Below are 22,361 nucleotides of genomic sequence, written 5' to 3' on the forward strand. Positions count from 1 at the left end.
TCGTTGCGGGGCTGAGCGGGCTCACCGTCATGCGCAGCTGTTAGGTGGTGCCGCCGTTACTTCCGTTGGCGCCGTTGCTGCCGTTGGCGCCGTTGCTGCCGTTGGCACCGGTGCTACCGGTGCTGCCGGTGTGACCGCCGCCGCCGAGCAGGCCGCCACCGCCACCGGAGCCGCCGGTACCGCCTGCGCCGCCCGTGCCGCCGGTACCGCCGACGCCACCCTTGCCGCCCTTTCCGCCGGTGCCCGGTGTTCCCGAGGTCTCGACGTTGCCGCCGTTGCCACCGTTACCACCGTTGCCGCCGGTGGCTCCGGTACCGCCGGTGCCACCTTTGCCGCCGGAACCGCCGTTTCCGCCGATGCCGAGCACGAGGCCGCCGTGGCCACCGCTGCCGCCCGATGCGCCTGCGGAGCCGGCAGAACCGGCCGCACCCGTGCCGCCGTTGCCGCCGTTGCCGCCAGTGCCGCCGGCGTTGCCGGGATCGCCCACGTTCGAGCCGTTCCCGCCATTGCCGCCGTCGCCACCGTTGGCGCCGGTTCCACCGGCGCCACCGTCACCACCATTGCCGCCGGTGCCGCCGCAGCAGTACGGGCCGGTGCCGTTGCCGCCGTCGCCGCCCTTGCCGCCGGCCGCGCCTGCTCCGCCGGTGCCACCCGCTCCGCCGTTGCCGCCGGTCGCGGGGCTAACCGTGCCGACCTCGTTGACCGCGTCGCCACCCTTGCCGCCCGTGCCGCCTGCGACTCCGGTGCCGCCGTTGGCGCCGGGGCCGCCATTGCCACCGAATGCGTCGTCGGTGGAGGGCGGCGAGACGGTGACGTCTGCGCCGTTGGTGCCGGAACCGGCGGTCTGGCCGTTCGGAGTGGGATTCACGCCGTTCGCGCCGGCGGCGCCCGCGCCACCCGTGCCACCGCTACCGCCCGCGCCGATCAGCAGGCCACCGTTGCCGCCGTCACCGCCGACAGCGCCGATACCGCCAGTGCCTCCGTCGCCACCGTTGCCCGCCAGCAGCCCAGGTCCGCTGCCGCCCTTGCCACCAGCGCCGCCGGCTCCGCCGTTACCGCCGTCGCCACCGCTGCCCAGCACCAAGCCACCGGCGCCGCCAGCACCGCCCGCCGCGCCCGTGCCGCCTGCGCCACCGGCGCCGCCGTTGCCGAACAGCCCACCGTGTCCGCCTGCGCCACCGGCCTGACCCGCAGCTCCGTCGGCGCCCTTGCCGCCGCTGCCCCAGAGCAGACCGCCGTTGCCGCCCTTTTCGCCGGGCTCATCGCCGTCGATGCCGTTTCCGATCAGCAGCCCGCCTGGGCCGATCAGACCCAATAAGGCTCCGCTCGGGCTCGTCAGCGACAGGCCCGACGTCGACAGTGACGCTGCAGAGGCCGAAGCTCCGCCACCGCCCGCCCCACCGACGAGGGATGTCGCAAACGTCGTCGGCGCAAAGAAATTCGCGGCACTCTGCGCCCCGCGTGCATTACCGGAATGCGATACCGCGGCGCCGCCGGGGCTGTCCGACGGAATCAGGCCCAGCACCGCCAGAGGTGACACCGCATCGCCGATCGGAGCGGACGATGCGCCCACCCCGCTCGACGTCGGTGCGGCCGCGGCCACGCCGACACCGAGTGCGGTATCGGACGCGGTCAGTGCCGGCGCATAGACCGGGCCACTGGCACCGCCGGTCGGCGCCGGAGCCTGCTGGCCCGCCGCAACGATGCCACCGGCGACCCCGCCGCCAACGGCCAGGACGCCCGCCGCCACCGCGGCCGTTATCGCGTTCGGACGGGTGCCCTGGCCCCTCTTGCGGTGCCGCGAGCCGCCCGCCCGCTCTCTCGCAGGCGCGTACACGCCATCGGTCATAACCGAATCTCCCTTCGAGTGATCACTTCGTGAACCTCTTCTCGCTGATAGCTGGCTTTTGCCAACCGCGATCCCCTCGGTGCTGACCCACGGCTCCCTTCCCCGAACCGGCAACGGGTCGCCGGTGATTTCTTGGTGGGGGCCTTGAGCGAACCTTCGAGATCGAGAGGATAGTAACCGGCGTCGATGGCTTTTGGGTTTGCTGATAGGCAATTTTTTCGATTGCAACTAGTGGAGTTCAACACGCTGGGTGCAAAGCTTGTGACGGGCGCAGGCAATGTGGTAAACGGCTCGCCGCATCGTATCCGATTGCTCGATTCTGCACAGCTTGACCACCGCCTGCCACCCGTAAGCGACTGCTAATTAATCGATTTCGGTCGAACCGCGAACACCCTTATCGGCAGATCCGTCAATATCCTGCCGACTAATTGACGTGTGACATAACAGCGCCTATGGGAACCAGTTACGCCGACTGCAAACGCAGATACATCACATTTAGTCAGGCTGTCAAGCGTAACTTCAATGTTGCTGGTGATGATCGCATTTCAATTCCGCTGCTGCGAAATCAGCAAACAATTGCCCCCGCGGGCGCGCCCTCTTCCACCGGCCGTAACGGTCGAGGACGTATGCGCGATGATCTTGTAATGGCAAATAACCGCAGGTCCGCGCCTCACGACGGGGCTATCGAGCGGCCGCCGACCGGCAACCGCGTCGCTGTCACGGCTCTGACGACGGTAAGGTCGGCTGTCATGAGCTCCACCACGCGCGGATGGCTGGCGATCGCCGCTGCTGCGGTCATCGGCGCAGGTGCGCAGTTGACGCCGGCCCCCGCCGTGGCCGACCCCGAACCCGGGCCGCCGGGACCGCAGACTGAAATCCAGCCCGCTCCCGGCGATGGCGTGAAGCACAACATCACGTACCGCGCAAGCGCGACCGGGACGTCGCGGGGCGCAGTTGTCGCGTACAAGATGGACGATCACAACGTCAACAGCGAAACGCCTACGCTGCTGCCGGGACAAACGTTTGAGGTCAACACAGTCTTGGACGACCCCAAAGAGGCCGGCATGGAGATCTCGATCCAGTGGCCGTACGGGTCGAATCTGCACTGCGAGATCCTGGCCGACGACCAGATCGTCGCGCAGGCGGATCAGTTCATCGCACCGCGGTTGTTCCACCCGAAGGACGATCCGCTGTACGGCGTGCTGCAATGTGGCGCCCCGCTGGACACGCCGGTCGCCGGTCAGACGTCGGCGACCGCGCCGCAGCCCGCCGCTCCGCCAGCAGAGGCGCCTGCCCCAGCCGCTACGTAGCTAGGGCCGCCACCCCGTCGTCTCCGCCCATTCCCACGCGCGCTCATACGCGTCGGCGAACCACGGCTCCTTGGCGTCTGCGTAGTCGGGCGCAGACAGCGCCCGACGCTTGGCCGCCAGATAATCCTGTTGCACAGCAGGACTCGCGGCCAACCAGTCGCGGAACAGGAGCGCGAACTGCTGAGCCGGCGAGCCGTCGACCCTGAGGTGGACGTTCGCCGGGCGTCCGGGATCGGCCGCGCAGTGAATCCGCTTGCGCCACAACGAAGAATCGGCCGTGTGCGGCGTGTCCGCAGTGATGTGTTGGATACGCGGGAACCCGACGTGTTCCAGCGCGCTGTCGATCTCGTCGGCAACGTCCAGCGACGCCACGGTGACCTGGATGTCGATCACATCCTTGGCGTCCATGCCGGGCACTGCGGTCGATCCGATGTGATCGATCCGTAACGCCTTTGCGCCGCAGGCCATTTCGATGCGCTTGATAATCCTGCGCGCATCGTCGGACCAGGCCGGGCGATAGGGCACGAGCTCGTAGACCGTGGGACCGCACTGCCGGGTGCTGATGTTGTGCGCCAGCGGCAGCACCCGGTTGTGCCAGAGGTCGCGGGCCTTCTCCACGAGCTCACCTTGGGAACCCGAGTTGTCCAGCAGCACATCTGCTATCGCGCGCCGTTGCTCCTCGGGCGCCTGCGCCTTGATGCGCGCACGCGCGTCGGCCTCGTCCATCCCCCGCTTGATCAGACGGGTTACTCGGGTTTCGACATCTGCGGAGACCACGACGACAAGCGGAAACAACGGCGCCAGACCGGTTTCCACCAACAGCGGGATGTCCTCCACCACCACTGCGTCGTCGTGGACAGCGTCGAGGATCTCCTCGCGACGACGAGCGACCAGCGGATGCACGATGCCGTTGAGCTTGGCGCGCTTCTCGTCGTCGACGAACGCCTTGGCCGCCAGGGCGGGCCGGTTCAGTGCGCCGTCGGGCAGCAGGATGTCCTCACCGAACTCCGCGACCAGCTGACCCAGCCCCTCGGTGCCGGGTTCGACGACCTCACGGGCGATCACATCGCCATCGACGATGATGCCGCCACATTCTGCGAACGTGGCGGACACCGTCGACTTACCGGCGCCAATACCGCCGGTCAAACCGATGCGAAGCATCGTGCAGGCCGTTAGGCGCTGCCGGCGAGCTTCTCCCGCAGTGCAGCCAGCTGGGCGTCGCTGGCCAGCGACCCACCGGCGGACGGCTCATCGGAGCGCGACGCGCCGTTGGACGACGACGGCCGAGCTGCTTCCTCGGCCTCGGCAGCGGCGAACTTCTCCATCTGCGTGGTGTGCATCTTGTGCCGGCGCTCAGCCTCCGCGTAGCGGGACTCCCACTCCTCACGCTGCTTCTCGAAGCCCTCGAGCCATTCGTTGGTCTCGGCGTCGAAGCCCTCGGGGAAGATGTAGTTGCCCTGCTCGTCGTAGCTGTCGGCCATGCCGTACTTCGACGGATCGAACTCCTCGGTGTAGTCCTCGTTGGCCTGCTTGAGGCTCAGCGAGATGCGGCGGCGCTCCAGGTCGATGTCGATGACCTTGACCATCGCGTCGTCGCCGACCTGGACCACCTGGTCCGGGACCTCGACGTGGCGCTCCGAGAGCTCGGAGATGTGCACCAGGCCCTCGATGCCCTCCTCGACGCGGACGAACGCACCGAACGGCACCAGCTTGGTGACCTTGCCGGGGACGATCTGTCCGATGGCGTGGGTGCGGGCGAAGTGCCGCCACGGGTCTTCCTGAGTCGCCTTGAGCGACAACGAAACCCGCTCGCGGTCCATGTCGACGTCGAGCACCTCGACGGTGACCTCGTCGCCGACCTGAACAACCTCGGACGGGTGATCGATGTGCTTCCAGGACAGCTCGGAAACGTGCACCAGACCGTCGACACCGCCGAGATCGACGAACGCGCCGAAGTTGACGATCGAGGAGACGACGCCCTTGCGGATGGCGCCCTTCTGCAGCTGGTTGAGGAACTCGCTGCGCACCTCGGACTGGGTCTGCTCCAGCCAGGCGCGGCGGGAAAGCACCACGTTGTTGCGGTTCTTGTCGAGCTCGATGATCTTGGCCTCGATCTCCTTGCCGATGTACGGCTGCAGATCGCGGACACGACGCATCTCGACCAGCGAAGCGGGCAAGAAGCCGCGTAGGCCGATGTCGAGGATCAGGCCGCCCTTGACGACCTCGATGACGGTGCCCTTGACGGCCTCGTCCTTTTCCTTGAGCTCTTCGATGGTGCCCCAGGCCCGCTCGTACTGAGCGCGCTTCTTGGACAGGATCAGGCGGCCTTCCTTGTCCTCCTTGGTGAGGACCAGAGCTTCGACCTCATCGCCGACGGAAACGACCTCGTTGGGGTCGACGTCGTGCTTGATGGAGAGCTCACGGGAAGGGATGACACCTTCGGTCTTGTAGCCGATGTCGAGCAGGACTTCGTCGCGGTCAACCTTGACGATGGTCCCTTCGACGATGTCGCCATCGTTGAAGTATTTGATGGTCTTGTCGATGGCGGCGAGGAAATCCTCCGCGGAGCCGATGTCGTTGAGGGCTACTTGCGGAGACGTGACGGAGGGACTTGGCATGTGGTGGGTTGCTCCGGACAGGTTCAATCGTAGGGACATGGGAATCTTGTTATTGGCTCGGCGCGGGCGCCGATATCGTGCTGTGCACCCGCAGCAGAGATCGCAAAACCGCAGACGGGTACCCGTCGAGGTTACTCGACTGTGTACATGCTGGACAAACTCGGCCTCCAGAGCCCGCCGATCATGATCAATGCGCGGCTACGCTGCTCTGGTGTCATCCGCAGGCGCACCACCACCTCCGTATGTGCTCACCCCGCCGTTTCAGCGCAAAATCCGTAAGGTCGGCGCCCCGCTGGCCGTGATCATCCTGCTCGGCACCATCGCCGGGCTGATCGTGATCGGGCTGACCGTCTACAACCCCGTCGGAGCGGGAATCGGATTCGCGCTGTCCAGCACCGTGATGATCGTCGTCGTCCTCGCCTACATCTGGCTGGACCGCTGGGAGCCTGAACCGCCGCGACTGCTTGTCTTCGCCTTTCTCTGGGGTGCCTCGGTCGCAGTCGTGCTGGCTTCGATCATTCAGATTTACGCCGAATCGATGCTCCACCCCGATCTGGCGGACACGGAGTCGCCCAGCGCACTCTCCCTCGTGCTCAGTGCGCCGCTGACCGAGGAAGCCGCCAAGGGCCTGTTCCTGCTGCTCATGATGACCGGCCGGCGCCGCAACGAACTCAACTCACTGACCGACTGCCTGGTGTACGCGGGGCTGGTCGGCGCGGGCTTCGCCTGGCTCGAGGACATCCTCTACATCGCCAACGGCGAATCGGTGTCCGAGTCGCTGCTGACGGCGGCGGTCCGGCTGATCATGGGCCCGTTCGCGCATTCGCTTTTCACCACCATGACCGGCATTGGCGTGTACTTCGCACTGCAGCAGCGCAACGGCGTCGCGAAGGCCGGCTGCGTCGTGCTCGGCTACCTGGGCGCGGTATTCATGCACGGGCTCTGGAACGGCTCGTCGCTGGTGGGCTTCGAGGCGTATCTGCTGGTCTACGCGTTGTGGATGGTGCCGATCTTCGCGCTGGTGATCGCGCTCGGCGTGCACAGCCGACGCCGGGAGCAGACGGTCGTCGCCTCCAAGCTGCCGGGAATGGTGTCGGCGGGCCTCGTCACCCCGAATGAGGCCACCTGGCTGGGCTCTCTGAAGGCCCGCAAGGTCGCGATCACCGAGGCGACCCGGCTGGGCGGCCGGGCCGCAGGCAAGTCGGCGAAGAACTTCGCGGCCCAGGTGGTCGAGCTGGCGTTCGTGCGGGACCGCATCGACCGCGGCTTCGGCGACCAGCGCGTGTTCGCGCTGCAGAACGAGGAGGCCTATCGGCTGTACGGCGCCCGGGCGGCGGCTCCCGTGCTGCAGGGGCTGGCCGGATACCGCGCCTAGGCAGGAACTATCGGGCCATGGAGCCAACCAAGCGCGCGACGCGGCCAAGATGCGCGTCCGTCACCGGACGACCCAGTGCGATGAGGCGCCAGAACACGAGCGCTCCAAGCGCGTCGAGCATGAGGTCCTGATCGGCGGTGGCCGCCAATTCACCGCGCTCGGCGGCGCGGTCGAGGACGACCTGGGCCCGCGCTCGACGTGGGCGGCCCACATAGTCCATGAGTGCCTCGGCCAACACCGGATTGCGCTGGGCCTCTGCGAGGAGATCGGGATAAACGCGGCGGATCCGGGAGTCGTCCAGCCAGGATCGCACCTCGGTGAGGAGCGCCAGCAGATCGCCGTCAAGCGAGCCTGTGTCGGGCACAGGAGCGACGACCACGCTCAGGGTCCGCAGCGCGTCAGCGGTCATCTCGACCTTGGACGGCCACCGACGATAGATCGCACTCTTTCCAACGCCGGCGCGCCGGGCGACGGCATCCATGGTGAGGCCCCGAAACCCATGCTCGGCCAGGTCGGCCATCACTGCATCGAGTATGGCGGCCGTAACCGCAGTGTCCTGGGGTCTGCCCGGCGCCGACCGGATCATGCTGGTATCCCTGCGTGTTCGCGAAGGTAGTCAGCGAACGAACGTGGCGGCTGTCCGGTGAGCCGTTCGACTGCATCGGTGACTCGGGCTTCCCTGCCGTCGCGTATCCGTTCGTCGAGCACGGCGAGCGCCGATGCGAACCCGAGGTCGTATCCGGCCTGAACGAGGAAGTCGACGTACCGCGCCGTTTCGACTGCACGATGGCGCACCGGGCGCTGGGTGATCGTCGTCATGATCGCCGCGGCATCGTCGTAGCTGATTGCCTCGGGCCCGGTCAGCAGGTGGTCGGTGTTGCCTGCGCGCTCGCGGGCGAGCAGGCGAGCGGCGCAGCGACCGATGTCGGCGGCGTCGATAAAGGCCAGCCGCCCACGCCCTGTGGCGGTGACGAATTCGCCCGTCGCGTGAATGCTGTCCGCATGCGGATGGCGCTCGACGAAGTTCTGCATGAACCACGACGGCCGCAGAATCTCCCACTCGGGCAACGTGTTTCGCAATGCCGCGGCCACGACGCCGAGACCCGGATCACCGGCGGCGACCGCAGAAGAACTGAGCATCACCACCCGACGCACACCCATAGATGCGGCTTGGTCCAGGAATGGGCCGACCATCCGGATCGGGTCAGGGTCACCCACTGGAGCGATGAGGTAGATGCGTTCAACGCCATCCAGTGCGCTTCGATGCGTCGACGGATCGGACCAGTCGAACCGCACGTGTTCGAAGGCAGTCGGCGCGATCCTCGCCCGCGTTGCCGTGCGAACCGTCAAGTTTGGATTGCCTGCCAGCTCATCGACAACGGCCGATCCGGTGTTTCCGGTCGCACCGAGCACGAGAACCTTGCCGCTCATTTGGGGCCTGCATCGGTGAACGCGGCGATCATCTCGTCGACACTGCCGAGTGCTGCGCCGGCGGCAAGCGCGTTCCAATAGTCGCGGTAGGCGACGATGCCGTCCGCGCCAACCGTGACGAAGGCGACGTAATCGATGTCGTACGCCCGGCCGGTCGCGTGGGCGATGCCGCTCACTCCCCACTCGACGATGATCGTGTCGGGGTCCGTGGTCTCATGCCGGGTCTGATGGCTCACGCCCCGAACATCGACGATGTCGGTGTAGCCCGCGAGATAGTCGCGAACCTCCTCGCGACCACTCAGCCGCGGCCAGCCGGGCGGCGCGAACGGGAAGGTCATCGTGCCGTCGGCCGCCCATTCGTCGGCGAACGCGTCCATGTTGTGCGCCAACAACGCCGCCTGTAATCGGTCGATCACGGCATTGGCGCGCTGCCGCCGCGCATCGGCATCCAGGTCGTCATCAATCGGATCTGCTTCGCGTAATACGGGACGGTTTGGTCTCATAATAGGGCGCAACCAGTGCTCAGCAGTGCTTTATTCCGAGTCGAGCTCGTCCTAATGCGCGGCTGAATCCCAGCTACGACCGAACCCGACGCTGACCTCGAGCGGCACGTCCAGCGGATAGGCGTTGCCCATCTGCTCGCGCACCAACTTCTCCAGGTCCGCGCGTTCGCCTTCGGCGACCTCGAACAGCAGCTCGTCGTGGACCTGCAGCAGCATCCGCGACTTCAAACCGGACTCCTTGAGCGCCTTGTCGACATTGATCATCGCGACCTTGATGATGTCGGCCGCACTGCCCTGGATCGGCGCGTTCAGCGCGGCCCGCTCGGCGGCCTCGCGCACGTTGCGGTTACTGCTGTCCAGCTCCGGCAGGTAGCGGCGCCGCCCGAACACCGTCGACGTGTAGCCGTCCTTGCGGGCCTGGTCGACGACATCGCGCAGATAGTCGCGCACCCCGCCGAAGCGGTCGAAGTACTGCTCCATCTGCACCTTGGCTTCCTCGGTGGAGATCTTCAGCTGGGCGGCCAGGCCGTACGCACTCAACCCGTAGGCCAGGCCATAGGACATCGCCTTGACCCGTCGCCGCAGCTCGGCGGTGACCTCATCGATCGGCACCGAGAAGGCCCGCGAGGCGACGAACGAGTGCAGGTCCTCGCCGGTGTTGAACGCCTCGATGAGGCCCTCGTCCTTGGACAGGTGCGCCATGATCCGCATCTCGATCTGGCTGTAGTCGGCCGTCATCAGCTCGTCGAATCCCTTACCGACGACAAAAGCGTCGCGGATGCGGCGACCCGCCTCGGTGCGGATCGGGATGTTCTGCAGGTTCGGCTCGGTCGACGACAACCGGCCGGTCGCGGCGATGGTCTGGTTGAACGTGGTGTGAATCCGGCCGTCGGACGCGACGGAGTTGATCAACCCGTCGACGGTGACTTTCAGCCTGGTCGCGTCGCGGTGCGACAGCAGATGCTGCAGGAACGGGTGCCCGGTCTTGTCGTAGAGCGATTGCAGCGCGTCGGCGTCGGTGGTGTAGCCGGTCTTGGTGCGCTTGGTCTTCGGCATCTCCAGCTCGTCGAACAGCACCACCTGCAGCTGTTTCGGCGAGCCGAGGTTGATCTGCTTGCCGATCACCGCGTAGGCGGCCTCGGCCGCGTCGCGGATCAGGTCGCCGAATTCGCTCTGCAACTCGCCCAGCTGCTTCAGGTCGACGGCGATACCGACCGACTCCATCGCGGCCAGCGCCCGCTGCACCGGCAGCTCCATGTCGCCCAGCAGCGAGGAGCACTCCATCCGGGCCAGTTCCTCATCGAGCGCATCAGCCAGATCCATCACCGCGCTGGCGCGCAGGATGACGGTCTGCACGGCCTGATCGTCGACGCCCTCACTGTCGTCGAGAAGCGAAAGTTGTTGCTGCTCAGGGTTATCCGCGCGCAGCTCACGTTTCAGGTAGCGCAGCGACAGGTCGTCGAGCGCGAAACTGCGCTGCCCCGGCCGCACCAGATAGGCGGCCAGCGCGGTGTCGGAGGTGACGCCTGCCAGCTTCCAGCCGCGGCCTTCGAGGTCATGCATGGCCAGCTTGGCCTCGTGCAGCGCCTTCGGTTGTTCGGGATCCGCGAGCCAGGAAGCCAACGCGGCCTCGTCGTCGGCGCTCAGTGTGGCCGTGTCGATATAGCGGCCGTCGCCATCGCTGGCGACGATGGCCAGCGCGGTGGCATCGGCGTCGAACGCCAGATGCGTGCCGACGACTGCCATCCCGGACCGGCCGCCCTTGTCCTCCAGCCAGCCGGCCAGCTCACCCGCCTCGAGTGCCCCGCCCTTGACGTCGAAGCCCTGGTCGACCTCGGGATCGGTGGAGGCGAGCGTGTCGAAGAGCCGGTCACGCAGCACCCGGAACTCCAGGTCGTCGAACAGGCGGTGGATCTGGTCGCGGTCCCACGGCTGCATCCGCAGCGTGTCGGGCGTCTGCGCCAGCGGCACGTCTTTGACGAGGTCGGTGAGCTCCCGGTTGAGCACCACGCTCGACAGGTTGGCGCGCAGCGCATCGCCGACCTTGCCCTTCACCGCATCGACGTTGTCGACAAGGGACTGCAGCGATCCGAACTCGGCGATCCATTTGGTCGCCGTCTTCTCCCCCACACCCGGGATACCGGGCAGGTTGTCGCTGGGGTCGCCGCGCAGCGCCGCGAAGTCCGGGTACTGCTGCGGCGTCAGCCCGTACTTCTCGACGACCGCCTCCGGCGTGAACCGGGTGAGCTCGCTGACGCCCTTGCGCGGATACAGCACCGTGACGTCGTCACTGACGAGTTGCAGCGCATCGCGGTCGCCGGTGACGACCAGCACGCGGTAGCCGTCGTCCTCGGCCTGGGTGGCCAGCGTGGCGATGATGTCGTCGGCCTCGAAGCCCGGCTCGGCCAGCACGGTGATGCCGAGCGCGACGAGCACCTCCTTGGTGATGTCGATCTGCCCCCGGAACTCGTCGGGGGTCGCGGAACGTCCGGCCTTGTACTCCGGGTATTTGTCCACGCGAAACGTCTGGCGGGAGACGTCGAAGGCGGCGGCGATGTGTGACGGCTGCTCGTCGCGCAGCAGGTTGATCAGCATCGCGGTGAAGCCGTAGACCGCGTTGGTGGTCAGCCCGCCCTGGGTCTTGAAGTTCTCCGCCGGCAACGCGTAGAAGGCCCGGTACGCCAGCGAATTGCCGTCCAGCAGCATCAATGTGGGCTTTTGGCCCACACCTTCGGACGCAGTCTTTTTCTCGGTTGCGGTACTGGCTGGGCTCACGGCCCTACTCTATGCACCGCCGCCGACAGGGATGCCGTGACTGTCAGTCAGGGACCCGTCACGATGTCAACGTCCATATCTGCCGGGCCCGCATGGGCATCAAGGCCGTCGCCGTCGGCTAGGGCGTAAGTGAAGTCGGCACCAGGGCCGCCCGCGAGGGCGGTGCTGCCGTCGCCGGTCACGCCAGCCGTGTTGTTGCTTCCGGGGCCGCCGATGTCGCCGCCCGCGACCGCGGAGCTGTTGTTGCCGTCGACCGAGGCCCAGTTCTCGTTGCCGAACGCCGCCGTGGCATCGCTGTCGATGCCGTTCGCGATAGCCGTGTTGTTGTCGCCGACGACTGCCCTCGCCAGACTGTCGTTCCCGAAGACGGAGGCCTGATTGGAGGTGCCGTTGTTCGCAGTCGCCGTGCTGTTGTCGCCGTAGACCTCCGCATAGTTCTGGTCGCCGAGGTTTGCGTCGGCGATGCTGTTGTCACCGACCACGATGGCGGTATTGCCGTCATTGCCGTCGCCGGGGCTGCCGGTGAAGGTTTGGCCGGCAAACGCTCTGCTCCCGTCACCCGTGACGGTGGCGGTGTTGTTGTCGCCGCTACCCGATGCGGCCGTGCTGTTGTTTCCCTCGACTGTGGCGACGTTGTTGTCACCGAGTTCGGCGTCCGTGTGGCTGTAGTTACCGGTGGTGATGGCCGTGTTGTCATTGCCGGCGAACGCGTGCGCTTCGCTGTTGTCGCCCATGACGGTGGCGGTGTTGCGGTCGCCCTGGCCGGCCTCGGCAACCCCGTAGTCACCCACGACGGTGGCGACGTTGTCCTCGCCTAGGACGGTGAAGGCGCCGCTGTTGTCTCCGGTGACGGTGGCCGTGTTGCCGTCGCCACCGAGCACTGTGGCCAAGCTGTGGTCGCCGGTCACGATGGCTGTGCCGTTACTGCCCTCGTAGACATCCCCGCTATCAACGGGCACGCTTCCGGCGTATGCGCGACTGTCGTCGCCCGTGACGATGGCCGTGTTGTTCTCGCCGCCCCTGGCGACAGCAAGACTGTTGTCGCCGATGACGGTGGCGGAGTCGTTGGAGCCACTGCTGATTCCATCCGAGCTGCCTGCGGTGGCGGTGCTGTTGTTCCCGATGACGGTGGCGGTGTTGTTGCTACCCCCACTCGCAATCGCGGTGCTGTTGTCGCCTTCGACGGACGCGGTGCTGTTGGTCCCCGTCGCCGTAGCGTGGCTGTTGGTTCCGATGGCAGTGGCTCTGGCTCCGCTCCCGGCTGCAGTCGCCGACGTCAGATCGCCGCGTGCAATGGCAACCGAACCGGTGCCCGTCGCGCTGGACGTCGCGGTTCCTTTGGTGACCCGCGTCTCACCGTTAGCGGACACGCTGAAGCTCGGGCCGTTGCCATTGTCAGGGGGCTTCGCAGCGGCTGTCCACGGCGCCGTGAAAACTACTGCACCGATGCCCAATGCGACTGCAAGTCCCCCGACTCGGCCGACGTAAGCGGCGTACGACATCATCCCTCCCAGCGAGTGAAAAATGGTTGCTCGACGCAAGTATCTGCTGGTAGAAGGCTGTCAGCGCGGGTAGTCGGCTACCCCTTTTCGCGCGCGTCATCGGTGCCGACTACGCCTTTTCGCGTCCGGCAGCGGAGCCGACTACGCCTTCCGCTTCGTCGCGCGATAACGGTGCCCTTCGACCGTGCGAATCGACACGTTCAGCCGTAGCGCAATGTCGCGATTGGAGAGTCCGCGCGCCGCCATCGCCAACACCTCGCGCTGCCTGCCGGTCAGCAGATCAGCTTCGACGGCGCGCAACGCGGGCGTGTCCATGCCACCGCTCACATCGGCCAGTTTGTGTGCCCGCGCCAGCTCGGTCAGCGCGGACCCTCTCTGATCGCGCCGTCGATAGGCGTTCGCCGCATGCGCCGCAGCGTCGACGGCGGCCGCCAGATCACCGAACTCTTCGAACATCCGGGAAGCGGCTGACAGCCCCGCCGGATCACCAGTAGCCAGCGAATCGGCGTGGGCCGCCGCGGCGGCGACCCGCGGTCCCTCGACAACGTTGCGGAGATCGCCCAGCCGCACGGCAGACGTCGAGTCACCGAATCGAGTGGCCGTTTGCAGGCACATCACTTCTTGTGCGAAATAGCCGTTGGCCCTGGCCGTTTCGGCCGCACGCCAACACCGCCCCACAGCGGCTGTCATCGCGCCTTCCGCGGCAAGCAACCAGGCCTGTGCCATCAGGCAACGCGGCTCGAGGTATCGAAACGGATTTCGCAACGCGTCTAGTTCGACGCACTCGGCAGCGGCTGTGTCCGCGTCGCCGCTTGTTGCCAGCGCCACAACGAGATCGCATCGGGACAGCACTTCACCCAATTTCACGTTCCCGATTTCGACGAAGGTGTGAATGGCCTTCTCGAGCCAGCCCATCGCGGCTCGAACCCGCCCCGCGCCGAGGTCGACGTGCCCCATGAACAGCGCTGCGTAGGCGCTCGAAGCGACCGGCGTATCCATCGTTTGGCGTGCGGTGCGATGAGCGAGCGCTTCTGCTTCGCGCAGATGGCCGGCGAATACGAGCGCCTGGATGTGATGCTCGGTAAAGCCGAACAGCATCGCAGCGGCGCCCGGCGAGCGTTCTGCCAATTGGTACCCACGATTCGCTGCGTCGGTCGCTTCCTCGCTTCTCCCGGCATAACCGCAGGCGAGTTCAAGCGCGTAGTACGCGTTCATCGCGGCCACCTCCGAAAGATCGCCGGTGAGAACGGCTTTGGCCGACTCGATGGCCCTCGACGCAGATCCATCGGCGGCTTCGACCAATGCGCGATAGGCGATCAGCACACCGCACGCCTCGGCCGGGAGGCGCGCTTGCGCATCGTCGAGCACCTGACGCGATTGGCCGCTCATTCCCAGCACCCAATACAGGTTTGCCGCCCGGAACATCGCCAGGATTGCGAGTTGCTCGGACGTGAATCCGGCACTGAACGCCGCGGCGAGGATGCGTTCAGCCTCGGGCGCCCGCCCGATCAGGTGCAAGGCAAAGGTGTGCAGATAGGTCGCCTCGTATGTCGGATCGGCGCGCCGTGCTTCACCCGCAAGGCGTTCTGCCAGAAGCGGATTCAGCAGTTGCATCGCTGCGCCCGCCGCCTCGGTGAAGAGTGGGCCGTTGGCGGGTAGATCTGACTCGAGCCACCACAGAGCTCGACGAAGCAACTCTTGGGTATCGCGCACGTCGCTATCGGCAACTGCGCGCACGATGCGTCCGCGGAGTTGTCGGCCCCGCATTCCACCGCTCTTCCACCGGCGGACCTCGCCGTACAGCGGGTGGCTCAGCCGCGCCACCGCAGCGGTTGCGTCGTAGTCGACAGTGATGAGCCCCCTTGTGTGAGCCTCCTCGACGGCCGACCAACCCGAGGCCTGAGCCAGCAGATCGCAGTCCAACGGTCCGGCTACGGTCAGCAGGTCGACGACGTCCGCCAGCGGCTCCGAGAGAGAGCCCATCTGCGACGTCACGAGATCCGCCAGCTCTGTGGAGGCCAACGCGTCGCCGTGCCACTCCCACACGCCCTTCTCGCGGGACCAGCGCTGGCGGGCCATTTCCTGGTCGATGAGATGGCGCAGGAACAGAACGTTGCCGTCGGTCAGATGCCACAGTTTCTCGAAGGAACTCGGAGCGACCGGCCCGTTGAGCACCAGTCTCACAAGCCGATCGCACTCCTGGCGCGTCAGCGCTGCCAACTGGATGCGTTCGAGGTAGGAGTCCTTCCACAAAGCGGTGATCGCGTCTGGCGTCGCTTCCCGATTTCTCACGGTGACAACGACTTTCGCGAGCTCACGGTGGACCAGTTGGTGCACCACGAACGCGGAGAGGTCGTCGAGTTGATGAGCGTCGTCCACGCCCACCACGACCCTGCGGCCGTGCGGGCTGGCGGTCAGGGTGTCGACGACGCTGCGCACCAGCATGGTGGGATCCGACCCGGCCTCGCGGATCCATTCGGAGAACGCGCCAAGCGGCAGCGTGCGACCTGACCTGCTGGCAACGACCCACCGCGTCTCGCAACGGTCGGAAACGGCGGTCAGGACTTCTCGCGCCAGCCGGCTTTTGCCAACTCCGGCTTCGCCGGCAATCACCACCCCCGACGAGGAGCCGGTACCGATCAACCTCGCGACGATCTGCGCGGTCTCACCCCCGCGGCCAGTGAATGGCCAGTCTTTCGCCACGCGTCAATAGTAGAAACGCCGATCAGCACAGGAAGAGCGATTGGCTGTCTGCTCACCATTGCCCGAGCAAATTTTCCCCGCGGCCGTCTCCCGCGCGAAGCAGCCGCCGGGCCCTAGCGACCAGCTCGCGGGCGGCCGGGCTCATCGGGCCGCCCGACCGCCAGGCCAGCACCAGGCGGCCCCGCAGCTGCGGAACGATGTTGAGTGCGTGGAGTCCGTCCCGGCCGCGCGGCACCGATGCAGGCACGATCGCGACACCCAGCGCCCGTTCGGCCAGGTCCGCCAGCGCCACCGGGGTGCTCGCCTCGAACGCGATTCGTGGCGTTACCCCGGCCTTGGCGCACGCGATGTCGAACTGATGGCGGATGCCCGCCCCGACGGGCAGCGCGATGAGCTGACGGTCGGCCAGATCACGCAGGCGGATGGTCTTGCGCGACGCCAACTCGTCGCGGGGTGACACCACGGCCTGAATCGCCTCGTCGGTGACGACCTCCACGGCGAGGCCTTCCGGTCGCTCGTCAGGCCCGACCGAGACGATCGCTGCGTCCAGCCGTCCTGCGCGCACATTTTCGATCAGCGCATCGGAAGTGTCTGTGCTGAGCGTGATTTCGACCTGCGGATGGTCGGCGTGAAAGTCCGCCAGCAGCGAAGGGATGTCAACACTGTGTGAGGTCACCGTGCCGATCGTGACCGTGCCGCGCACCAATTGGGTCAGCTCGTCGACAGCGACGTGCATATCGGCGACCGCGGCAAGGGCGGCCCTGGCAAACGGCAGTGCGGCCTCACCCGCGGCAGTCAAGCGCACTGTGCGACGCGACCGATCCAGCAACGGTTGGCCGAGTTCGCGTTCTAGCCGCTGGATCTGGGCGCTGACGGCCGGTTGCGCGACGTGGATGCGCTGGGCGGCGCGGGTGAAGTTGGCCTCCTCCGCGACGGCGACGAAGTATTCGAGCTGCCGCAGTTCCATAAGCAATGATTATAGTTTCTGGGTTCGATTGATATTGGACTTATAGCTTGCGCTTTACCACCCTGGAGGCATGACTGATGTATTGATTGCCGGCGGCGGTATCGGCGGACTGACCGCCGCTTTGACATTGCATGCCCGCGGCATCGATCCGATTGTCCTCGAACGCGCGTCGCAGCTACGGCCATTGGGCGTCGGCATCAACCTGCTGCCGCACGCCGTGAGCGAGCTCTACACACTCGGCCTCGGCGAAAAGCTGGCGCAAAAGGCCGTCGCGCCCACCTCGATCTCGTACTACGACACCGACGGCGAATTGCTGTTCTGTGAGCCGCGCGGCATCGACGGCGGCTACGGCTATCCGCAGTACTCGGTGCACCGCGGCGAGTTGCAGTTGCTGCTGCTGTCGGCATTACGAGAACGGCTGGGCGCCAATGCCGTTCGCACCGGCGCTCAAGTAGACGGGTTTGACGAGACGGCCGACGGCGTGCGGGTGCACACCTCGGCGGGAGAATTCACGGCCGACGCGCTGATAGGCGCCGACGGCATCCATTCGGCGGTGCGTGCGCAGTTGCACCCCGGTCCCGACCCGCTGCTCTGGTCGGGCGTGCGGATGTTTCGCGGCGCCGCTGCCGGTGACTTCCTCGACGGCGCCACGATGGTGATCGTCAAGGACCCCGACGGAATCGACCTCGTCACATATCCGATCGGCGGCGGCCTGATCAACTGGGTGGTGATGATGCCGCAGGCAGACCCGCGGCCGTTGCCCGGCGACGCGAAATGGAATCAACCAGGTGACCGCACGGCGATCGTGGCGCACCTGAAGCGCTGGAAGTTGGGCTTCCTCGACGCCGCCGATCTGGTACGACGCACCGACTCTGTACTGGAGTATCCGATGGTCGACCGCGACGTGCTGCCGTGGTGGGGTCGCGGCCGGGTGACGCTGCTCGGCGACGCCGCACACCCAATGTATCCCGTTGGCGCCAACGGTGGTTCGCAGGCGATCGTCGATGCGCGGGTGCTGGCCGACGAGCTGGCGCGTGACGTCGTCGACGGGCTGCGATCCTACGAGGACATCCGCCGTCCCGAAACGGCCGACGTGGTGACCGCCAATCGCGACATGCACGCCACCGGCGCCACCCAACGTCCGGAGGATCTCGCGAAGGTGACGGGCAAGTACCGCGTCGACACCCGAGCCGACGAGGTGAAGCGATGACCACCTACGTGTTGGTGCCAGGGGCCTGCCACGGCGCGTGGTGCTTCGACGATCTCGCCGAAGGCCTTCGCGCCCAAGGGCATCGGGTGCTCGCCGTGACGCTGACAGGCATCGCGGAGCGCGCCCATCTGCTGCACGCCGGCGTGAACCTCGACACCCATGTCACCGACGTGCTGGCCGAGCTGGCGGTGCACGATGTCAGCGACGCGGTGCTCGTCGGGCACAGTTACGGTGGAATGGTGATCACCGCGGTCGCGGATCATGTTCCGCAACAGGTTAATTCGCTGATCTACCTCGATGCGTTCGTCCCGCGCGACGGCGAGTCGTGCTGGAAACTGACCACCGACGACCAGCGCGAGTGGTACACCTCGGTTGATGCGACCGGCTACGGCGTGCCGCCGCTGCCGTTCTTCGACGAACGCGCCACCGCTCATCCACTGGCCTCGTTGATGCAGCCGGCCCGGATGACAGGAGACCTGTCCCGGTTCGATCGACGGGTATACGTCTGCGCCGCCAAATGGGAAGGCCAGTCACCGTTCGCCGCGACGTTCGAGCGGGTGCGCCGCGATCCGACATGGACCACGCACGTGCTCGACGGTGCGCACAACCTGATGCGCGACTGCCCCGACGACCTGCTGCGGATCCTGTTGGACTGTGCCTAGCCGCCGAGCTGACCCGTGCGGATCCAGTCGATCGCCATGTCGACCGGGTTCTGCGGGTCGACGGACACAGCGAGCTTTGCGCCTGGCTGCACCCGCGCGATGTGCATTTGCGCCACGACCTCGTCGAATACCGCCCCGTACTGCGGAGTGCGATCGTCGCGCACCACGCTGCCCTGGATCCGCAGCACCGGCGACATGTTCATGTAGGACCCGACCTGCCAGACACCCTCGACGGTGAGGGTGGCGGGCAGGCCGGCGCCGTTGGTCAACTGCGAATGCCGCATCATCTTCATGCCGATCTCGGCGGCGTCGGCCGCCTCGTGCATCCGGTTGGGGATGTTCCCGATCTGGCCGAAGAACGACGACGGCCGTCCTTGCGATTCCAGGTACTGCTTGTTGGCGTCGTACATCCGCGCCCAGTCCTTGAATGGGTTGGGCATCTCGATCAGTCCCTGCTCAGTAACCGAGGAGCTTGCGGAACTGCTGCCCGACGGCCATCGACTGGCCCATCCGCTGCACCCAGCCGTCGAGCGCGGCCTTGGTGTCGGTGGGGCTCCAGCCACGCTCCTGGGCGAGGGTGATCATGCCGGCCTCGTCATTGATGCCGCGGGCCTGCGCCTGGCGGGCAAGCTCGGCGTAATCCTGCAGCGAGATGCCGTTGATGGGCTGCCAAATCGGGTCGTCCCCAGCGACCGAGCGCGTCGACGGCCCTCCCAGGATGGCCGGGTCGATCGGGCCGGCACCCTGGACGTGCACCATGCCATCACCCTGCGCAGGCTGGGCGAACGCCTGCTGTGCCTGCTGCGCTGCCTTCTTCGCCTTGTCGAACAGTCCCATCGATGTCTCCCAATCTTCCGTCCGCCGCCATGCTTGGCGTCGCATCACCTCAAGTACAGGCGGCGGCCACGACTACCGATCCCAACATCGCATCGGAAGGCGAAACTGGAACACGTTTCAGTTTCGTCCTTCGACTCGGTACGCTGACCGCGTGTCAGCTTCTACTCAACCCGCGATCGACGGCTGGTTCGCCACCGACGGATCCGGAGCGCCGTATCTGATCGGCGGCAAGTGTCATCAATGCGGAACGTATGTGTTTCCGCCTCGGGCCAACAACTGTCCCAACCCCGCCTGCGATGGTGACGAGTTGGCGCAGGTGCCGTTGTCGCGGCGCGGCACGCTCTGGAGCTACACCGAGAACCGCTATGCCCCGCCGCCGCCGTATCCGTCGCCGGATCCGTTCGAGCCGTTCGCCGTCGCGGCCGTGCAACTGGCCGACGAGGGCCTGATTGTGCTCGGCAAGGTTGTCGAGGGCACGCTGGCCGCGGATCTGAAGGTCGGCATGGAGATGGAACTGACCACCATGCCGCTGTTCGTCGACGACGACGGCGTCGAGCGCATCGTCTACGCCTGGAGGATCCCATCATGAGCCCCGAACCGCTCTACATCCTCGGCGCCGGCATGCACCCGTGGGGCAAGTGGGGCAACGACTTCACCGAATACGGGGTGGCCGCGGCCCGCGCGGCGTTGGCTGAGGCCGGACTGGATTGGCGTCAGATCCAGCTCGTCGCGGGCGCCGACACCATCCGCAACGGCTATCCGGGCTTCGTCGCCGGCGCGACATTCGCGCAGAAACTCGGCTGGAATGGCGTGCCGGTGTCGTCGTCATATGCGGCATGCGCCAGCGGATCTCAGGCATTGCAGAGCGCCCGCGCCCAGATCCTCGCCGGGTTCTGTGATGTGGCTCTGGTGATCGGCGCGGACACCACGCCCAAGGGTTTCTTCGCCCCGGTCGGTGGCGAGCGCCGCAACGACCCTGACTGGCAGCGGTTCCATTTGATCGGTGCGACGAACACCGTGTACTTCGCCCTGCTGGCCCGGCGCCGGATGGATCTCTACGGCGCGACGCTCGAGGACTTCGCCGCGGTGAAGGTGAAGAACTCGCGTCACGGCCTGAACAACCCGAATGCGCGCTATCGCAAGGAGGCCTCGGTCGAGGACGTGTTGGCCAGCCCGGTGGTGTCGGATCCGCTACGGCTGCTTGACATTTGCGCGACCTCTGATGGCGCCGCTGCGCTGATTGTGGCCAGTGCCGAGTTCGCGAAGAAGCATCTGGGTTCGCTAGACGGCGTGCCGTCGGTGCGCGCGGTGTCCACGGTGACGCCGCGCTATCCGCAGCATCTGCCCGAATTGCCCGATATCGCAACGGATTCCACTGCAGTGGTGCCCGCGCCGGACCGGGTGTTCAAGGACCAGATTCTCGACGCGGCCTACGCCGAGGCCGGCATCGGACCCGAGGACCTCAGCCTCGCCGAGGTCTACGATCTGTCCACCGCGCTGGAGCTGGATTGGTATGAGCACCTTGGCCTCTGCCCGAAGGGTGAGGCCGAGCAACTGCTGCGCAGCGGTGCGACGACGATCGGCGGCCGCATCCCGGTCAATGCCTCTGGCGGGCTGGCGTGCTTCGGCGAAGCCATTCCGGCGCAGGCCATCGCGCAGGTCTGCGAGCTGACCTGGCAGCTCAAGGGGCAGGCCACCGGCCGCCAGGTCGAGGGCGCGACCGTCGGCGTAACCGCCAACCAGGGCCTGTTCGGCCACGGTTCGTCGGTCATTGTTGCTCGCTAGGCGTTTCGAACAGTATGGCCCGTCGCATTGGGCCGTCATCGCCGTGTTCGCCGTCGGAGCCGTGGCCCTGGTGTGGACAGGACGCAGGCAGACCGAACAGCAGGCACGTCGACTGGGTCGTGTTCTCGGTGCGCTGACCGCGCTGGTCTATGCCGCGATACTGGTCTACGTCCTGACTCCGCCGACGCTGGATTCGGTGCCGCTTCAGTTGACCGACCTCGCGACGGTCGTTGGCGCGTATGCATTGTGGTCGCAAAAGCAGTGGGCTTATGCGCTGACCTATTACTGGGGGCTGGTGCTGAGCACGCAGGCATTGATCTCGCCTGCGCTGCAGAGCCCCGATTTTCCGCACTACCAATTCGTGGCGTTCTGGGCGATTCACCTGATGGTGGTGTGGGCCGCCATCTACCTGACCTGGGGACGCGGCATGCGCCCGGATTGGCGCGACTTTCGCATCGCGGTGGCCGTCACGGTGGGGTGGGCCGTCGTCACGTTCACGTTCAACCGGATCACCGGAACGAACTTCGGCTTCCTCAACCGCAAACCGTCGACCGCGTCGCTGTTGGACGTGATGGGCCCGTGGCCGTGGTACGTCTTCGTCGGAGCCACCCTGATATCCGTCGTCTGGGCGTTGATGACATGGCCATGGCAGCGGCACTCGTCGCGCTAGTCTCCAACTATGCCGTGGGCCCACCTACGCCGACCGTGCGTGCCTGCACGTCGACACGCCGCGAATCGTGAGCATTTTGCGCACGCTCGCCATTGAATGGGCGTGCGCCTGACGTCGATGACTCGGGCCATCCAAGTCGCCACGGTCCTCGCGCTAGCCTGGTC

Annotated in this window: 19 protein-coding genes; 7 read left to right on the forward strand and 12 right to left on the reverse strand. The window is 66.5% G+C overall.

The features are described from left to right. Positions 1–40: 40 nt before the first annotated feature. Complete coding sequence (locus GGC64_RS35115) at positions 41–1,849, reverse strand: PGRS repeat-containing protein (RefSeq protein ID WP_192720481.1); 1,809 nt, start codon at positions 1,847–1,849, stop codon at positions 41–43. Positions 1,850–2,598: 749 nt separating this feature from the next. On the opposite strand from GGC64_RS35115, the gene GGC64_RS00340 reads away from it, so the two are divergent. Continuing rightward, positions 2,599–3,159, forward strand: coding sequence for a hypothetical protein (locus GGC64_RS00340; RefSeq protein WP_192720482.1), 561 nt, complete (start codon positions 2,599–2,601; stop codon positions 3,157–3,159). On the opposite strand, the gene coaE is transcribed toward GGC64_RS00340, so the two are convergent. Both coaE and rpsA read right to left on the reverse strand, forming a co-directional pair. Further along, positions 3,160–4,320 carry a dephospho-CoA kinase gene (gene coaE / locus GGC64_RS00345; RefSeq protein WP_192720483.1) on the reverse strand — a complete coding sequence of 387 codons (1,161 nt, stop codon included), beginning with the start codon at positions 4,318–4,320 and terminating at the stop codon, positions 3,160–3,162. 11 nt (positions 4,321–4,331) lie between these two features. Continuing rightward, positions 4,332–5,777 (reverse strand): 30S ribosomal protein S1, encoded by a 1,446-nt coding sequence (rpsA, locus tag GGC64_RS00350; protein ID WP_192720484.1) that lies wholly within the window; start codon positions 5,775–5,777, stop codon positions 4,332–4,334. Between the two features lie 190 nt (positions 5,778–5,967). On the opposite strand from rpsA, the gene GGC64_RS00355 reads away from it, so the two are divergent. Continuing rightward, positions 5,968–7,152, forward strand: coding sequence for a PrsW family intramembrane metalloprotease (locus tag GGC64_RS00355; protein ID WP_192720485.1), 1,185 nt, complete (start codon positions 5,968–5,970; stop codon positions 7,150–7,152). Between the two features lie 7 nt (positions 7,153–7,159). Here the strand turns inward: GGC64_RS00355 and GGC64_RS00360 are convergent, their stop codons facing one another. From GGC64_RS00360 to GGC64_RS00390, 7 genes are all read right to left on the reverse strand, one after another. Further along, complete coding sequence (locus tag GGC64_RS00360; RefSeq protein WP_192720486.1) at positions 7,160–7,738, reverse strand: TetR/AcrR family transcriptional regulator; 579 nt, start codon at positions 7,736–7,738, stop codon at positions 7,160–7,162. Further along, positions 7,735–8,583 carry an NAD(P)H-binding protein gene (locus GGC64_RS00365; protein ID WP_192720487.1) on the reverse strand — a complete coding sequence of 283 codons (849 nt, stop codon included), beginning with the start codon at positions 8,581–8,583 and terminating at the stop codon, positions 7,735–7,737. The genes GGC64_RS00360 and GGC64_RS00365 overlap by 4 nt, the downstream gene beginning before the upstream one ends. Next, positions 8,580–9,086, reverse strand: a complete 507-nt coding sequence (locus GGC64_RS00370; protein WP_192720488.1) for a nuclear transport factor 2 family protein — start codon at positions 9,084–9,086, stop codon at positions 8,580–8,582. The genes GGC64_RS00365 and GGC64_RS00370 overlap by 4 nt, the downstream gene beginning before the upstream one ends. A gap of 51 nt (positions 9,087–9,137) precedes the next feature. After that, positions 9,138–11,792 (reverse strand): DNA polymerase I, encoded by a 2,655-nt coding sequence (gene polA / locus GGC64_RS00375; RefSeq protein ID WP_192722330.1) that lies wholly within the window; start codon positions 11,790–11,792, stop codon positions 9,138–9,140. 116 nt (positions 11,793–11,908) lie between these two features. Continuing rightward, the gene (locus GGC64_RS00380; protein WP_192720489.1) at positions 11,909–13,363 is read right to left on the reverse strand and encodes a hypothetical protein; all 1,455 of its coding nucleotides are present in this window, start codon (positions 13,361–13,363) and stop codon (positions 11,909–11,911) included. A gap of 141 nt (positions 13,364–13,504) precedes the next feature. Then, entirely contained in the window at positions 13,505–16,066 is a 2,562-nt protein-coding gene (locus GGC64_RS35230; RefSeq protein WP_192720490.1) for a LuxR C-terminal-related transcriptional regulator, read from the reverse strand. Between the two features lie 52 nt (positions 16,067–16,118). Next, positions 16,119–17,033, reverse strand: a complete 915-nt coding sequence (locus GGC64_RS00390) for a LysR family transcriptional regulator (RefSeq protein WP_192720491.1) — start codon at positions 17,031–17,033, stop codon at positions 16,119–16,121. Positions 17,034–17,103: 70 nt separating this feature from the next. Here GGC64_RS00390 and GGC64_RS00395 point away from each other — a divergent pair, with 70 nt between their 5' ends. Next, on the forward strand, positions 17,104–18,243 hold the full coding sequence (locus GGC64_RS00395; RefSeq protein WP_192720492.1) for an FAD-dependent monooxygenase: 1,140 nt from the start codon (positions 17,104–17,106) through the stop codon (positions 18,241–18,243). Continuing rightward, entirely contained in the window at positions 18,240–18,905 is a 666-nt protein-coding gene (locus tag GGC64_RS00400; protein ID WP_192720493.1) for an alpha/beta fold hydrolase, read from the forward strand. The genes GGC64_RS00395 and GGC64_RS00400 overlap by 4 nt, the downstream gene beginning before the upstream one ends. Here the strand turns inward: GGC64_RS00400 and GGC64_RS00405 are convergent. Next, positions 18,902–19,345, reverse strand: a complete 444-nt coding sequence (locus tag GGC64_RS00405) for a hypothetical protein (RefSeq protein ID WP_192720494.1) — start codon at positions 19,343–19,345, stop codon at positions 18,902–18,904. The two genes, GGC64_RS00400 and GGC64_RS00405, sit on opposite strands and share 4 nt — an antisense overlap. A gap of 16 nt (positions 19,346–19,361) precedes the next feature. Beyond that, positions 19,362–19,742, reverse strand: coding sequence for a hypothetical protein (locus GGC64_RS00410; protein ID WP_192720495.1), 381 nt, complete (start codon positions 19,740–19,742; stop codon positions 19,362–19,364). Positions 19,743–19,893: 151 nt separating this feature from the next. On the opposite strand from GGC64_RS00410, the gene GGC64_RS00415 reads away from it, so the two are divergent. The 3 genes from GGC64_RS00415 to GGC64_RS00425 are packed head-to-tail and all read left to right on the forward strand — an operon-like array spanning position 19,894 to position 22,197. Further along, on the forward strand, positions 19,894–20,331 hold the full coding sequence (locus tag GGC64_RS00415) for an OB-fold domain-containing protein (protein ID WP_192720496.1): 438 nt from the start codon (positions 19,894–19,896) through the stop codon (positions 20,329–20,331). Beyond that, positions 20,328–21,527 carry a lipid-transfer protein gene (locus tag GGC64_RS00420; protein WP_192720497.1) on the forward strand — a complete coding sequence of 400 codons (1,200 nt, stop codon included), beginning with the start codon at positions 20,328–20,330 and terminating at the stop codon, positions 21,525–21,527. Before GGC64_RS00415 ends, GGC64_RS00420 begins: the two co-directional genes overlap by 4 nt. Then, positions 21,517–22,197: a TIGR02206 family membrane protein gene (locus GGC64_RS00425; protein WP_192722331.1), complete on the forward strand. Its 681-nt coding sequence runs from the start codon at positions 21,517–21,519 to the stop codon at positions 22,195–22,197. Before GGC64_RS00420 ends, GGC64_RS00425 begins: the two co-directional genes overlap by 11 nt. Positions 22,198–22,361 lie beyond the last annotated feature (164 nt).

The sequence above is a fragment of the Mycobacterium sp. OAS707 genome (genome assembly GCF_014873705.1).
Taxonomy (GTDB): Bacteria; Actinomycetota; Actinomycetes; order Mycobacteriales; family Mycobacteriaceae; genus Mycobacterium.